The 14,736-nt window shown below is 59.8% G+C and carries 15 protein-coding genes; 5 read left to right on the top strand and 10 right to left on the bottom strand.

Features of this window, described 5'->3' with window-relative positions:
- The first annotated feature begins 219 nt into the window (after positions 1-219).
- The 5 genes from motA (at position 220) to flhB (ending at position 4,992) form a co-directional block, all read left to right on the top strand.
- Positions 220-1,092 carry a flagellar motor stator protein MotA gene (motA, locus tag NBH21_RS24645; protein WP_163903371.1) on the top strand — a complete coding sequence of 291 codons (873 nt, stop codon included), beginning with the start codon at positions 220-222 and terminating at the stop codon, positions 1,090-1,092.
- Complete coding sequence (locus tag NBH21_RS24640) at positions 1,089-2,042, top strand: FliM/FliN family flagellar motor switch protein (RefSeq protein ID WP_250913248.1); 954 nt, start codon at positions 1,089-1,091, stop codon at positions 2,040-2,042. The genes motA and NBH21_RS24640 overlap by 4 nt, the downstream gene beginning before the upstream one ends.
- A gap of 75 nt (positions 2,043-2,117) precedes the next feature.
- Positions 2,118-2,702, top strand: coding sequence for a flagellar motor switch protein FliN (fliN, locus tag NBH21_RS24635; RefSeq protein WP_250913247.1), 585 nt, complete (start codon positions 2,118-2,120; stop codon positions 2,700-2,702).
- Between the two features lie 29 nt (positions 2,703-2,731).
- A complete protein-coding gene (gene fliG, locus NBH21_RS24630; RefSeq protein ID WP_250913246.1) occupies positions 2,732-3,772 on the top strand; it encodes a flagellar motor switch protein FliG in 1,041 nt (346 codons plus the stop codon).
- Between the two features lie 140 nt (positions 3,773-3,912).
- On the top strand, positions 3,913-4,992 hold the full coding sequence (flhB, locus tag NBH21_RS24625) for a flagellar biosynthesis protein FlhB (RefSeq protein WP_250913245.1): 1,080 nt from the start codon (positions 3,913-3,915) through the stop codon (positions 4,990-4,992).
- Between the two features lie 29 nt (positions 4,993-5,021).
- Here the strand turns inward: flhB and visR are convergent, their stop codons facing one another.
- The 10 genes from visR to NBH21_RS24575 all read right to left on the bottom strand — a co-directional run bounded on the left by visR (position 5,022) and on the right by NBH21_RS24575 (position 14,727).
- The gene (gene visR / locus NBH21_RS24620) at positions 5,022-5,771 is read right to left on the bottom strand and encodes a transcriptional regulator VisR (RefSeq protein WP_425340473.1); all 750 of its coding nucleotides are present in this window, start codon (positions 5,769-5,771) and stop codon (positions 5,022-5,024) included.
- A 14-nt stretch (positions 5,772-5,785) separates the two neighbouring features.
- Complete coding sequence (gene visN / locus NBH21_RS24615; RefSeq protein ID WP_250913244.1) at positions 5,786-6,532, bottom strand: transcriptional regulator VisN; 747 nt, start codon at positions 6,530-6,532, stop codon at positions 5,786-5,788.
- 296 nt (positions 6,533-6,828) lie between these two features.
- Positions 6,829-8,514 (bottom strand): flagellar basal-body MS-ring/collar protein FliF, encoded by a 1,686-nt coding sequence (fliF, locus tag NBH21_RS24610; protein ID WP_250913243.1) that lies wholly within the window; start codon positions 8,512-8,514, stop codon positions 6,829-6,831.
- A gap of 156 nt (positions 8,515-8,670) precedes the next feature.
- Positions 8,671-9,057: a chemotaxis protein CheT gene (gene cheT, locus NBH21_RS24605; protein ID WP_250913242.1), complete on the bottom strand. Its 387-nt coding sequence runs from the start codon at positions 9,055-9,057 to the stop codon at positions 8,671-8,673.
- A 14-nt stretch (positions 9,058-9,071) separates the two neighbouring features.
- Positions 9,072-9,626: a chemoreceptor glutamine deamidase CheD gene (gene cheD / locus NBH21_RS24600; RefSeq protein ID WP_250913241.1), complete on the bottom strand. Its 555-nt coding sequence runs from the start codon at positions 9,624-9,626 to the stop codon at positions 9,072-9,074.
- A complete protein-coding gene (locus NBH21_RS24595; protein WP_099056621.1) occupies positions 9,623-10,012 on the bottom strand; it encodes a response regulator in 390 nt (129 codons plus the stop codon). Before NBH21_RS24595 ends, cheD begins: the two co-directional genes overlap by 4 nt.
- Positions 10,012-11,061, bottom strand: coding sequence for a protein-glutamate O-methylesterase CheB (cheB, locus tag NBH21_RS24590; protein WP_250913240.1), 1,050 nt, complete (start codon positions 11,059-11,061; stop codon positions 10,012-10,014). Before cheB ends, NBH21_RS24595 begins: the two co-directional genes overlap by 1 nt.
- Positions 11,061-11,966 carry a protein-glutamate O-methyltransferase CheR gene (cheR, locus tag NBH21_RS24585; RefSeq protein ID WP_250913239.1) on the bottom strand — a complete coding sequence of 302 codons (906 nt, stop codon included), beginning with the start codon at positions 11,964-11,966 and terminating at the stop codon, positions 11,061-11,063. The genes cheB and cheR overlap by 1 nt, the downstream gene beginning before the upstream one ends.
- On the bottom strand, positions 11,963-12,430 hold the full coding sequence (locus tag NBH21_RS24580; protein ID WP_250913238.1) for a chemotaxis protein CheW: 468 nt from the start codon (positions 12,428-12,430) through the stop codon (positions 11,963-11,965). The genes cheR and NBH21_RS24580 overlap by 4 nt, the downstream gene beginning before the upstream one ends.
- A 32-nt stretch (positions 12,431-12,462) precedes the next feature.
- Positions 12,463-14,727: a chemotaxis protein CheA gene (locus tag NBH21_RS24575; protein WP_250913237.1), complete on the bottom strand. Its 2,265-nt coding sequence runs from the start codon at positions 14,725-14,727 to the stop codon at positions 12,463-12,465.
- Positions 14,728-14,736 lie beyond the last annotated feature (9 nt).

The following is a 14,736-nucleotide window of genomic DNA, read 5'->3' as shown; positions in this document are numbered from 1 at the left end:
CGAATCACGAAAGGCAGGCGGGCTCCCCCTGCCTTTCGCCGTTTCCGGCCTTTCGTACGCAATCCTGAGCGGCATCTGCGGGCCGTTTTCACCGTGCCCCGAAGCCCTGCGGAACAGGAACTTTCCGGCGCGATGGAAGAAACCAGCGAGGTACAGCCTCACGCAAGGAAAGCCGCTTATCGGTTCTACTGAAAAGCAACGTTCAGATGCGGGCACGAAATGAATATTATCATAGGACTTGTTATTACCTTCGGCTGCATCCTTGGCGGGTTCATGGCCATGGGCGGGCATGTCAACGTTCTCGTGCAGCCTTTCGAACTGATGATTATCGGCGGCGCCGGCCTTGGTGGTTTCATCATGGCCAACCCGATGAAGGTGGTCAAAGATTCCGGCAAGGCAATCGGCGAAGCATTCAAATACTCCGTTCCGAAGGAGCGCGATTACCTTGATGTTCTCGGCGTTCTCTATTCCCTGATGCGCGACCTGAGAACGAAGTCCCGCAACGAGATCGAAGCCCATATCGACAACCCCGAGGAATCCTCGATCTTCCAGGCAGCGCCATCGGTCCTGAAAAACAAGGAACTGACCGCATTCGTCTGCGACTACGTCCGCCTCATCATCATCGGCAATGCCCGCTCCCACGAGATCGAAGCGCTGATGGACGAGGAAATCGACACCGTCCTGCACGACAAGATGAAGCCTTATCACTCCATCGTCGCCATGGGCGACAGCTTCCCGGCGATCGGTATCGTCGCGGCGGTTCTCGGCGTTATCAAGGCGATGGGCAAGATCAACGAATCGCCGGAAGTCCTGGGCGGACTGATCGGTGCGGCTCTCGTCGGCACCATGCTCGGCATCATCCTTTCCTACTCGATCTGCAACCCGATCTCGGCACAGATCAAGATCGTCCGGACCAAGCAGCATCGCCTCTACATCATCGTCAAGCAGACCCTGCTCGCCTACATGAACGGCTCGGTTCCGCAGGTCGCGCTCGAATATGGCCGCAAGACGATCTCCTCCTATGAACGTCCGTCGATCGACGCGGTCGAGCAGGAAATGATGAACCCCGGCGGCGAGAACAAGGCGGCTTGACGATGGCGGAAGCAAAGACAAAGGCAGCCCCCGCAATGGATCACGCGCTGCTCTCCAGGCTCACCGGCGCGCTCGGCGACAAGAAAACGGTCGAGAAGCTGTGCTCTGACTTCGGGCAGCTCTATTCGGAGTTCCTGCCGGATATCTTCCACAGTGAGACCGGCCTCGATATGCAGGTTCACTACAAGGGTCACGAATCGGGGCTCATGAACGACGTCATCGCCGACCTTGGCGACAACGTCGTGCTGGCTGACGCTTCGCTGCGCAACTGGTCTCCCGGTTTCGTGCTGGGCTGCAACAATTCCTTCGTCATCACCCTGATGGAAAACCTGCTGGGTGCGCTTCCCGAGACGATCGAGGAACCGGTGCACCGGCCATTGTCGCGAATCGAACTCGATCTTTCCTCGATGGTTTTCGACAAGATCGCCAACGTGCTGCGCTCTGGCGTCAACGCACCCGGCGGTTTCGAACCCCTCATCGAGAAGCCGCACAATGCCGAGGACCGCGCCAAGGTCGAGGACGACCATGTCGACCAGTTCGCAGTCGTCGTCAGAATGGGTATAGATCTCGGTCCGGTCTCCTCGGAATTCTACCTGGTGATCCCGCAGAAGGCCCTGCTGAAAACGGTCGTGACCGTGCCGAAGTCCAAGGGCCAGATGTCGCGCAATCGCAAGGAATGGGCCGACCAGATCGCCGAGCAGGTTCGCCGCTCGCAGGTGACGCTCGAAGCACGCATCCGTCTGCAAACCCTCACGCTGAAGACAATCTCCCGGCTCACCGCCGGCGATGTCATTCCCTTCAAGGAGAAGGGCGACGTCACGGTCGACGTCAGCGCCAACGGCAAGGAAATGTACCGGTGTGAATTCGGCCGCGCCGGCGAGAAATACACCGTCCGGGTGAAGGATAACGTCAGCAGTGAAGATGAAATTCTAAGACATTTGATGGGTTAGGGTCATCACCAGGCATTTCATGCAGGCCTTGACGAAAGGCAGGTTGAGGCAAGTTTCAACGGGAATAATGAATCCATGGCTACAAAGAAAACACCTTTGACCGAAGATGACGCGTTCGCGATGCCGACGCCCGACACCGATTTCGACCAGGCGGTCGACGACCTGCGCGGCGTGCTGAAGAACGACGCAGAAGGTACCCTGCCGGATATCGGCAGCGACTTTGGATCCGATCTCGGTTCCGACTTTTCCATGGGAGCAGCCAAGGCCGATCCGCTTTCGGGTTTCGACAACGATTTCGGCGGAGCCGCCCTCGGCGGCCCGAGCTCCGACTTCGGCGGCTCTAGCTTCGGCGACAGTGATTTCGGCGGCTCGTCCGCCCCGTCGCAGGAGCCAGGCAGCGCGCTGACGGCCAATCTCGACCTGATCATGGATATTCCGATCGACGTCCAGATCGTGCTCGGCTCCAGCCGCATGCAGGTCTCCGGCTTGATGAGCCTGGAGGAAGGCGCCATCATCGCCCTGGACAAGAAGATCGGCGAGCCGGTCGAGATCATGGTCAATGGCCGCCGCATCGCCCGCGGCGAGATCACCGTTCTCGAAAACGATGATACCCGTTTCGGCGTTAAACTGATCGAAGTGATGAGCACCAAGATATCCTGACCCGCTCCCGGGGCCAGAGAGGAAAGACCATGATGGACTTTGACGATTTCGGCGGCCCATTGACGGGCAAGCCGCTATCCCAGGCAGACAAGGCCGCGGCGGTTCTGCTTGCCATGGGGAAAGGTGTCGCCGGAAAGCTTCTGAAGTATTTCACCCAGGCCGAACTGCAGACGATCATTGCATCGGCCCAGACACTTCGGACCATCCCGCCGGATGAGCTCGCCGAACTCGTCAATGAATTCGAGGACCTGTTCACCGAAGGTGCGGGTCTCATGGACAATGCGAAGGCCATCGAGAGCATTCTCGAGGAAGGCCTGACGCCGGAAGAAGTCGACGGCCTGCTCGGCCGCCGTACCGCCTTCCAGGCCTACGAGGCTTCGATCTGGGACAGGCTGCAGGACGCCGATCCGGACTTCATCGCGAAGTTCCTGATGCGCGAACATCCCCAGACCGTCGCCTACATCCTTTCCATGCTGCCGTCTTCCTTCGGCGCAAAGGTTCTCCTGAAGCTGCCGGAAAGCCGGCGCGCCGACATCATGAACCGTACGGTGAACCTGAAGAACGTCAGCCCGAAGGCCGCGCAAATCATCGAGAACCGGGTTCACGACCTGATTTCCGAAATCGATGCGGAACGCAATTCGACGGGTTCGACGAAGGTCGCCGAACTGATGAACGAACTGGAAAAACCCGAAGTCGATACCCTGCTCAACTCGCTGGAATCGATCAGCCGGGAATCGGTCAACAAGGTCCGTCCGAAGATCTTCCTTTTCGAAGACCTTCTGGCAATGCCGCAGCGCAGCCGCGTCATGCTGCTCAACGACATCTCGGGCGACATCCTCACGATGGCGCTCCGTGGCGCCACGATGGAGATCCGCGAATGCGTGCTTTCCTCGATCAGCCCGCGTTCGCGCCGCATGATCGAATCGGACCTGCAGTCCGGCACGGCGGGAATCAATCCGCGCGAAGTCGCCATTGCACGCCGCGCAGTGGCACAGGAAGCCATCCGCCTCGCCAATTCCGGGCAAATCCAGCTCAAGGAAGCGGAAGACGACAAGACGCAGGCCGCCTGAGACACGCACGACTGTTGAAAACACCAGACTGCTTGCGCCCGCCGATTGAATGCCAATCGGTGGGCGTCTAGTTTTCCACGCGGCCGGCTCACACTTGAATCGGCCAGCGCAAGCGAACCCTGGCGAACAAGGAACCGGACGTGGCCGACGACCAGGATAAAGACAGTAAAACAGAAGACCCGACAGAGAAAAAACTAAGGGACGCGGTCGAGAAAGGTAATACGCCTTCCTCACGAGAGGTCCCGATCTTCGCCTCGTCCCTCGCCTTCTATATTTATCTCGTCTTTTTCGTGCCCTCCGGCGTTGCGCGGCTTGGTGAAAGCCTGCGCGACCTCTTCGAACAACCGGACCAGTGGAAAATATCGACATCCACGGATGTGGTGTCGCTCTTCACCCATCTCGGCTGGGAGATGAGCGCGCTTTTTCTGCCGGCCGCCGTGCTGTTTCTTCTGTTCGGCGTCGGCTCGAACGTGGTGCAGAACATGCCGCAGCTGGTTCTGGAGCGCATCAGACCTCAGGCCAATCGCGTCTCGATCGTCAAGGGTTGGGAACGCCTGTTCAGCATCACCGGCCTCATCGAATTCGGCAAGTCACTGTTCAAGATCATCATCGTCTCCGTCGTGATGGTCTTTGTCCTGCGATCCGACTATTTCGGCGCGCTGGATGCAATGTTTTCCGATCCGCAGGTCATCTTCGTCAAGATCATGACGATCCTGAAGCGGATCATGCTGGTCATTCTGGCCGCCACGGCGGTACTGGCCGTCATCGACTTCTTCTGGACGCGTCATTACTGGTACACGCAGTTGCGCATGAGCAAGCAGGACGTCAAGGACGAGCACAAGCAGTCGCAGGGCGACCCCATCGTCAAGGCCCGCCAGCGCTCGATCGCACGTGACCGGGCTCGTCGCCGAATGATCAACAACGTGCCGCGCGCGACGCTCGTCATCACCAACCCGACGCACTATGCCGTCGCACTGCGCTATGTGCGCGAGGAAAGCGACGCACCTGTGGTCGTGGCCAAGGGACAGGACCTTGTGGCTTTTAAAATCCGCGAGATAGCCCAGCAGAACAACATCCCGATCTTCGAGGATCCGCCGCTTGCGCGCGCAATGTTCGCCCAGGTCGCAGTGGACAACGTCATTCCGTCGGCATTCTACAAGGCCGTTGCGGAACTCGTGCACCGCGTCTACGCCGCACGGGCGAAGCGCCGCGCACGCTGATAGAACGCACCGCTCAGGTCGTCAGCTTGTCAGGTGATGTAGCCCAGCCGAATGGCTTTCGCGATTGCCTGGATGCGATTGACGGAATCGAGCTTGATCGTCGCCGAGCCGAGATAGGCATTGACCGTATGGACCGACAGGCCGAGCCGTTCGGCGATCTCTTCGCTGATCCGGCCGTCGCCCGCGAGCTGCAGACAGGCGATTTCGCGATCGCTCAGTGCCTCAGCCGGCATGGCGCGCCGCTCCTCGATCGAAAGAATGTCCATCATGATCCGGCCGCAACGGCCATGAGCCTCGATGATGACTTCACCCGGAATATCCACGCCGCCCGTCGTTGCGAAGACTACGAGACCATTGCCGACAGCACCGAGCCTGACGGGAAAAGCGATACCCGAATAGGGCAGGATGCGCGGTTTCAACTGACGGACAAAAGCGGTGAAATCAGAAGCTTCGGCAAAACTTGCCGGATCTTCGGCACTCCATGTCAGCGGCAGAAGCGAGGTCTCCAGATGGGCCAGCATGGCCTCGCCATAGGCCGCGATCAGGCTGTCGCTTCCCGCGGGAAGGGCAGCCCCCCAGCTCTCGTATTCCGGCTCAAGCCGGCGCTTGGATGGAACGCTGCCACCGACGAGCTTGAGGACGGTAAAACCCTTGGCATGGAGAGAACGCTGAAGAGAAACGAGCTTGGGAAAGATATCGGAGCGGGATATCGCGTGGCGGGTGCCTGGGGAGAGCTGGTCGCCCCGCACACCTTCCATCATCCCCGGCGGATATCCCATTCCCTCTTTCCCCTTCATACGAGATTATTTCTCACCGCGTAGGCGATGGCCTCCGAACGCGTCTTGGTGGCCGTCTTGCGCATGACGCTGGTGATGTAGTTGTTGATCGTATTGCGTGAAATTCCCAGTATGGTGGCGATCTCGTCCGAGGTCTTGCCTTCGGCAATCCAGAACAGGCATTCGAGTTCGCGTTCCGTCAGATCGAAATCGCGATCGACCTTCTGGCCGCCGCTGTTCGTGAGGCTGACGCAATAGCCGGCAAGAAGGCCAACTTCCCGCAGACGTTCCGGCGAGAGGACGATGTCCTCATCGAAAAGCAGCATGAGCGAAAAGCGGGTGCGGCCGACGCTGAGCGTCAGGGAACAATATTGGCGGCTGGTGTCATCAGGTATATCCGCATCATCAGGCAAAAGGCCGAATTTCGGCTGCAGCACCGAGAGACACTTCTCAAGCTCGGTGGTGCGGGAATAGGTGGCTGCGATTTCGCTCTCGAGCCTGCGCACGAGATCGAACGGCCAGTCAGAAGACACCACGAAATCCAGTCCGTTTTCCTGCACGAGGTCATAACGGGCGAGCAGGAAATGGCTGGCGCCGACATAACGGGTGAGGATGCGAAGACCGGCACTCATATGCCCCGATTGTGCCGCGGCCGCGAGATCGCGCAACAAGGCCTCCCGTGAAATGGACACCTGCGGACCCGCAGTTGCCGGGCGCGACCCCGCCCTGCCTCCGGCATCCTCTCTGGATTGCTCCAAGTCCATTTCTCTGGCCCCTCGCAAGGACGATTCCATGATGGGAAAGCCCGGCGGACTTCCGGTTTCTGGCCTGGACAGCCAGATGGCACCGCCTTCTCCTGCTAACGAATCACAGGCATTTTAAAAGATAAAGAGCCAAAGATCACATCCCGGAACGGGGAGTCCCCAACTTCCGGCGTCGCTGCCGATTGAGGTGTTCGGGAACCTGCAAAACACCCAGACAAATGCAGCCTTGCGACTGAACGCAACGAAAAACGCGCCGGCAAGACCGGCGCGTTCTATAATCAAGCTCATTCTCCCTGTCAGGCGGCCTTGTCGACTGCCCATTTGCGAAGGATCTTGGCGGCGCGTTCTTCGCTGATCTCCACCATGCGGGATAGACGCCGCTCTGGACCTTCCTTGACGCGGCGGTTGAAGCCGCCATTCGGATCTTCTTCCATGGTGAGCAGGTCGTCGGTGGAATCGAAGCCGAAATCCGAACCGAAGCCATCCATAAGGGCACCACCACCCGTACCGCCGAGAGCGGGAGAGAAGTCCGGCAGTTCGAGACCTGCCGCCTGCTCCGAGCCGCCGGCGATGGCGGCAGCACCGCCGTTTGCTGTGCGAACCATCGGACGGATGCCCATCCACACGATCAGGAAGGCGACTGCGACAAAGGCGAGCGAGTTGATGATACCGCCGAGGTTGCGGCTCAGCATATCCATGACGCCGGGGCCGGATGCCGCCTCTTCGAGCAACTGGTTTTCGAGGAAGTCCATCGCCGTCAGCGTCACGACGTCGCCGCGGTCGTTGTTGAGGCCTGCGGCAGACGAGACGATCTTCTGCATCTCGGCGAGGTAGGCATCGACCTTGGCCTGATCGACGGGTTCGCCGACCATCTTGGCAATACGACCTTTGTTGACCACGACGGCAACGGAGAGCTTCTCGACCGTGTAGCTGTTCTTGACCGTCGCGATGGTCTTGCTGTTGATCTCGTAGTTGGTCTGCTCTTCCTTCTTGTTCGCCTCGTCGGACGATTCCGGCCCGCCAACGCCGCCTTGAGGTGCGCTCTGCGGAACGTTCTGTTCGACGGTAGCAGCAGTATCCTGTGCACGCGATTGCGACTTCTGGGCTTCCTTCGTGACCCGAACCGAACGCTCGACGCGCGATTCCGGGTCGTAGACGGTTTCCTGGATCTGCTGGGTATCGGTGTTGAGCTGGGCCGTAACGCTGGAGCGGAAGTTGTCCATGCCCAGGAAGGGCGCAAGGGCCTTGTCGATGTTGGATTCGATTTCCTGCTGTACGGACTGCACGACACCGAGCGAACGATTTGCCGGGCCGCCGTTTTCATCGCCGGAAGCGAGAAGCTGACCGGTGGAATCCAGAATGGTAACATCCTCGACATCGAGGCCGGGGACCGCAGATGCGACCATGTGGCGGATGGAGGAAGCCGCCTTCCGCCCGGTTTCACTGCTCGCTCGAATCATGACGGAAGCCGTCGGCTTCTGCTCACCACGGCGGAAATTGCCGACATCCGGGAGGACGATATGAACGCGAGCGGCTGCGATGCCGTTGATCTGCTGGATGGTCCGGGCGATTTCGCCTTCAAGGGCGCGCACGCGGGTCACTTCCTGCATGAAGGAGGTCAGGCCGAGCGAACCGACATTGTCAAACAGTTCATAGCCGGCATTGGCGCTGTTCGGCAAACCGCGTTCGGCGAGCAGAAGGCGAGCCTTACTGGTCATGCCCGCCGGAACCTTCAGGCTTTTTCCGTCCGTACCTGTCTCGAAATCGATGCCCGATTCAGCAAGCGCAATGCTGACCTGATTGAGATCCGTTGGCTCCAACCCGACATAAAGGGTCTCGTAGGCAGGCTTATTGACGAAAATTGCTGCCGATATGATGAGCGCGAAGGAAACGATGGCGACGCCGGCCATTGCCAGGAGCCTGGTTTGCCCCAGCGACGCCAGATTCTTAAACATCTGAAGTAATTGATTTAACAGATTCATTCTGTCTCGCACCATCAACAAGAAGGGTTTGCGGGCTTTTGCCTTGGTGCGACAATAGAAACCGAAACTTGTGCGAACGTTTCGTGGTTTGAAGAAACGCAAGCACCATTTCGATGGATCGCCCCGCATCTGCGGGACGATCAAGGCGAAATCGGATCAGAAGAAGTCGAAATCCCCCGCAGCCTTGCCGAGCGGCTGGGAATGCCCGTGGCGCAGACCGGCGCCGAGCGCCTTCTGCATGTCAGCAAGCTTGACCAGGCTCAACGCAGTGCTCATATCGACCATCCAGTCGGCCGGGATGGAGCCGGTGATAGTGTCGATGAATTCGGCAAGTCCACGGGTCTTCTGCACTACAAGATCAATGCCCTGCAGCACCTTGAGACTATCGGGTGATTCGAGAACCTTGGGGCCACCAAGCTCCAGCAACTGGGGCTCGATGCGCTCGATCAGATAGGCGACGTCGTGGAGTTCCGAGACGACCCTCATCAAGATCTCGGGCAAGGCTTCTTCGGTCGCAATATCCGCTTTGTTTTCGTTTAGCATCCGGTTTCCAGTACTTAGAAAAATTCGATTGAGCTTTCCACCGGCTTCGAAGCGGGAATGGGGCGCTGCTCGAGAGCCACCGTCTTCTGCGTTTCTGCGCCCGTGAGCGGATACTGTCTTGCCCGACCGCTGACCGGCCAGAATTCCAGTTTGCGACCGTGCTCTCCGCCTGTCGATGAGCCGACCACCTTGATGCCTTCATCCTTCAGGAACTGCATGGCGAATGCAGCGTTCTGCTCGCCCACGTTGGAGAACGTGGCGATCGTCTTGGCTCCGCCGAAGATCTTGGCTTCGAGACGATCGCGTCGCGCGCCCTGCTTCAGCAGACCGTTGATCAGGAGTTCCATGAGATGGACGCCATAGCGCGTCGCATCCCCTCCCCCGGCTCCCGGGTTGGCCGAGCCCGGCAGCAGGAAATGATTCATTCCTCCCACGCCGGCCACGGGATCGCGCAGGCAGGCAGCGACGCACGACCCAAGAATGGTCGTCAGGACAACGTTGGGGTCATTGATGACCTTGTATTCGCCCTGGATAATATGCACGCGCTTGCCTGCACTATCGTCAATCATTTCAACGCTCCGAATACCGCCTCGATCGCAGCTTTCATCTTCTCGATGGTGAACGGCTTGGCGAGCACGTTGTTTGCACCGAGCTGGGCGGCCTTCTGCACCAGCGCACGGTCGCCCTGCGCGGTGAGAATGATGAAGGCGGCCTTCTTGGTGGTCGGGTTGGTGCGCACGGCCTGGAGAAAGTTCAGACCATCCATCTTCGGCATGTTGAAGTCGGAGATGACGAGATGATGGGGCTGCTGCTCCATGATCTTCATGCCCTGCTCGCCATCGCCGGCGGCAGTGATCTGCTTGAAACCGAGCTGGGTGAGAGCATCGCTGAGCAGCAGACGACTGGTCACCTGATCGTCGACGATCAGCACTTTTATCTTTTCGGCTAGAGACATTATTCGATACCTTCTTTTCGAGCGGCAGTTAGTTTGAGGATTTCCTCCCCAATGGAACCAAGGGGCAATTGCTGTTCGACGGCGCCCAACTCATGGGCGACGCGGGGCATCCCGTAGACCACGCAGGTCTTCTCGTTCTGGCCGAGCGTGCGCGCACCTGCGTGGCGCATTTTCAGCAGACCGGAAGCGCCGTCGCGCCCCATCCCGGTCAGGATAACCCCAACCGCATTTCGGCCCGCCAGCTCGGCAACCGAATCAAAGAGCACGTCGACAGACGGGCGATGACCATTGACCGGCGGACGTTCGAGCAGCCGGCAACTCGGGGCCGAGGCGTTGACCACCTGCAGATGGCGGTCGCCGCCCGGCGCCAGATAGATCTTTCCGATTTCGAGCCTTGCCCCATCCGTCGCCTCCTCCACCACAGGCGCGCAGAGACGATTAAGGCGTTCAGCAAAACTTTTCGTAAACGTCGGCGGCATGTGCTGGGTGATGACCGTCGGTGGGCAATTGCGCGGAAACTTCTGAAGCACGGTGATCAGCGCCTCGACGCCACCGGTCGAGGAGCCGATCGCCACGATCTTGCGACCCACGCGGAAGTCGGTCGCCGGGCTTGCCGCGGCGGGTGCAGGCGCTACGGCTCCCCGGGCATAGCGAAGACCGGAACGGGCCGCGGCCTTCACCTTGTCGGCGAGATCGCCGAACGGGCGGGGTTCGCCGGGGCCGGGCTTTCCGACGCAATCGAAAGCGCCGATCTCAAGCGCGGCCAGCGTCGCTTCAGCACCGCGATGCGTCATGGTCGAGACCATGATGACCGGCATCGGCCGAAGCTTCATGATCTTGTCGAGGAATTCCAGGCCGTTCATGTTCGGCATCTCGATGTCGAGCGTTACGACATCGGGATTGAGCTGCTTGATGGCGGCGCGCGCCTCCATGGCATCGCCCGCCTGACCGACGACGTTGACCTCCGGATCGGAATTCAGGACGGCGGTAATCAGACCACGCATGGTCGGGCTGTCATCGACGACGAGGACCCTTGCCGGATTGCCCATTATTTGCGCCCTCCAGCCTTGCCCGTGTAGCGATAGGTTGTGATGCCGATATTGTCGAAGTTGTTCTTCGCCTCGCCCGACACCCGCTCGGAATGACCGATGTAAAGGTGACCACCTTCCGGCAGCTGGCCGGCAAAGCGAGTCCAGATACGCATCTGGGTGGGTTCGTCGAAATAGATCACCACGTTACGGCAGAAGATCACGTCGAACTGGCCCTTGAACGGCCATTGCGACATCAGGTTCAGCTCGTTGAAGGTGATAAGACGCTTGACGCGGTCATCGATCTGGAACTTGCGGCGACCGTTGACATCGACCTCACGGAACCACTGCTTGCGCATGGCCGGGCTGACCGTCTCCAGCGCCGTCTCGTCGTAGCAGCCGGCCTTGGCGAGCGCGAGGATCTTGGGATCGATGTCGGTCGCCAGGATCTTGAAGTCGTAATCCGCTGCATTGGGCAGCAGCGAGAGAACCGTCAGCGCGATCGAATAAGGTTCCTGCCCGTCGGAGCAGGCGGCCGACCAGATGCGGACACGGCCGCCGGCCTTGGCGCGATTGATCAGATCCGGCAGCACCTCGGTACGCAGATGGTCGAAGTGATGGTTCTCGCGGAAGAAACGTGTGAAGTTCGTCGTCAGATGCGACAGCATCTCACGACGCTCAACGGCCCCTTCCGGCGACGCCACGAGATTGCAATAAGCCCGGAACCCCGAAAGGCCGAGATTGCGGATATGCTTCGACAGGCGCGAATAGACGAGCGACGCCTTGGAGTCGTTGAGCGAAATCCCCGCATCCGAATAGATCATCGCAGCGATCTCGTTCAGGTCCCGCCGGGTCAGCGGATATTCGCCGCTGGCGAGTACCTCGTCGTCCGAGAGACGGGCGGAAGTACCGATGGCAACCGTCATGCAGCCTCGCTTTCAGTTTCAACGATGAGGGCTCCGAGCTCGACCAGACAGATCATGCGCTTGTCGATCGCCAGGATGCCCCGGGCATATTGCTTTTCGAGGTCGGAGGAGATCTCCGGCGTCGGCTGGATCTGCTCGTCAGAGACGGTCAGGATATCGGAGACAGCGTCGACCAAAAGGCCGACCACCCTGGAATTTACCTGGGCGACGATGATCACATGGCGGGCTGTCGGTTCTGCCGGCTTCATGCCCAGTCGGTTAGACAGATCCATGATCGGCAGGACAGCGCCGCGCAGGTTGATGACGCCCATGATGTAGGACGGGGTATGGGGCAGCGGTGTCGCAGACGTCCAGCCGCGAATCTCGCGCACCGACATGATGTTCACGCAGAATTCCTGATCTCCGATCCGGAAGGCGATGAGCTCCCGGTTTCCTTCGACCAAGTTTTTTGACGCATACGACATGACGCTACCCTGATACTAACCTTTTACCGTCGTCAGACCGCCAACGACATTTCCTGCTTCAGCGACTGGCCACGCGAGGCAGCAACCACCGCATCGACATCGAGAATGAGCGCAACACGCCCATCGCCGAGGATCGTTGCCGCGGCGATGCCGGGAACGTGGGTATAGTTGGCCTCGAGGCTCTTGATGACCACCTGGCGCTGCCCCTGGATGGCATCGACCATGAGGGCACGCTGACCGCCGCCTTCGGATTCGACCAGCAGAGCCACACCGTCGATCGGGTTGGCCTGGGTCGCGCGGAAGTTCAGGATGCGACCGACATCGACCAGCGGGCAGAACGAGTTGCGGATCGAGATCAGCCGCTGGTTTGCGCCGAAGGAGTGAATGTTCTGCGCTTCCGGCTGCAGCGTTTCGACGATTGCAGTCAGCGGAACGACCAGCGTCTGTCCGGCAACGGTCACGACCATGCCGTCGAGAACGGCCAGCGTGAGCGGCAGGCTCATGGTGAAGGTCGAGCCCTGGCCCGGCCTGGAGCTGATCGAGATGCGACCGCCGAGTGCCTGGATCGAGCGTTTCACAACGTCCATGCCGACGCCGCGGCCGGAGATGTCGGAAATCTTGTCTGCCGTGGAGAAGCCCGGCATGAAGATCAGGTTGTCGATTTCCTCATCCGTCAGGTTCGCATCGGCGGCGATCAGGTCGTTATCGATGGCTTTCTGGCGCACGCGTTCGCGGTTGATGCCGGCGCCATCGTCGACCAGCTCGATGACGATACGGCCAGAGCGATGCTTCGCGGTCAGCTTGACCGTGCCTTCCGGGTTCTTGCCGGCGGCCATACGCTTTTCGGGCGTTTCGATACCGTGGTCGACGGCATTGCGGATCATGTGGGTCAACGGCTCAGCGAGCTTGTCGATGACCGTCTTGTCCACTTCGGTGTTTTCACCCTCGGTGACGAGACGGATCGTCTTGCCGACCATGTCGGCAACTTCGCGAACGATACGCGACATGCGCTGGAAGACCGGCTTCACCGGCTGCGCGCGGATCGCCATGACCGAGTCCTGAATCTCGCGGGTGAGCTGCTGCAGCTCTTCGAGGCCCATGTTGATGGACGAGGCACCGTTGTTGTCGTTCTCGATGACGCTCTGGGAAAGCATCGCCTGGTTGATGACAAGCTCGCCGACGAGGTTGATCAGGCGGTCAACGCGGTCGAGATCGACGCGGATGGTCTGACCAGCGGCTGCATTGCCCTGTGCGGCAGCTGCAGCGGCAGCGGCAGCCGGCGTTTCCTTTTTCTCGACCTTGGAGCTGTCGGCGGCAAGCTTCATCACATTGCTTGCGGTCTCGGCGGCCTCGACGGCAGCGGAAACCGTCGCATCCGCATGATGCCCCTCGGTATCCTCATGCGCTTCGGCGGCATCGTCGAGGATGGAAAGATCGAAGGGAACCGGCACCATCGGCGGCTCCTCACCGGCAGCAGCGCCGGTATCGGTCTCATGCAGCTTAACCTCTAGGTCGCAATCCCATTCGGCGAATTCGAAGACCTGACGGATGCCTTCTTCGCCCTTCTCCGACTTGATCTGGATCTTCCAGGTGAAATAGGCCGCTTCCGGATCCATGTCGTCGAGTGACGGCAGGTCTTCCATGTTGCAGAAAATGCTCATCTCGCCGATGCGGGAAAGATCACGCAACAGCAGGGCGGCTTCATTGCCCTTGGCATAAAGCTCGCGACGCGGCTTGAAGGTCACGTCGAAGGTCGAGGCCTCGATCGTCGGCTCTTCGTCTTCGCCGAAACCGTCGAAGGTGAAGGGGATCGGCTGGAACCCGCTGTCGTCCGTGGGAGCAGCCGCCGCCTTTGCGGGAGCCTTGGCAGCCGGCTTGGGGGCTGCCGCCACCGGAGCGGATGCAACCGGCACTTCGCCGTTCGCAAGGGCTTCCAGTTCCTTGACCAAACCGCTGGAGCGGGCGGCATCGACGCCGCCCCCGTCGCGGGAGGCGCTGACCAGGTCGGCCAGGACGTCGGCCGACTTGAGCATGACCTTCATGACTTCCAGGCCGGGCTCCAGCTTGTTGGAACGAACGCAATCAAGAGTCGTTTCAAAGACATGTGCAAACGCCACGAGGTCATCGAGACCGAAGGCACCAGCACCGCCCTTGATCGAGTGAACGGCACGGAACACAGCATTGACTGTTTCCGGGTCACGATCCCCGTCATTCATTTTCAGAAGACCGGATTCCAGTTCCGCGAGCTGCTCCTCGCATTCCTGGAAAAAGATCTCTTTGATTTCGTTCATATCCATAGGAGAAAA

This window comes from Ciceribacter sichuanensis (assembly GCF_024055605.1).
GTDB classification, from domain to species: Bacteria; Pseudomonadota; Alphaproteobacteria; order Rhizobiales; family Rhizobiaceae; genus Allorhizobium; species Allorhizobium sichuanense.
The sequence above is the reverse complement of the archived record's forward strand: the minus strand, read 5'-3'. Positions and strand labels throughout refer to the sequence as shown.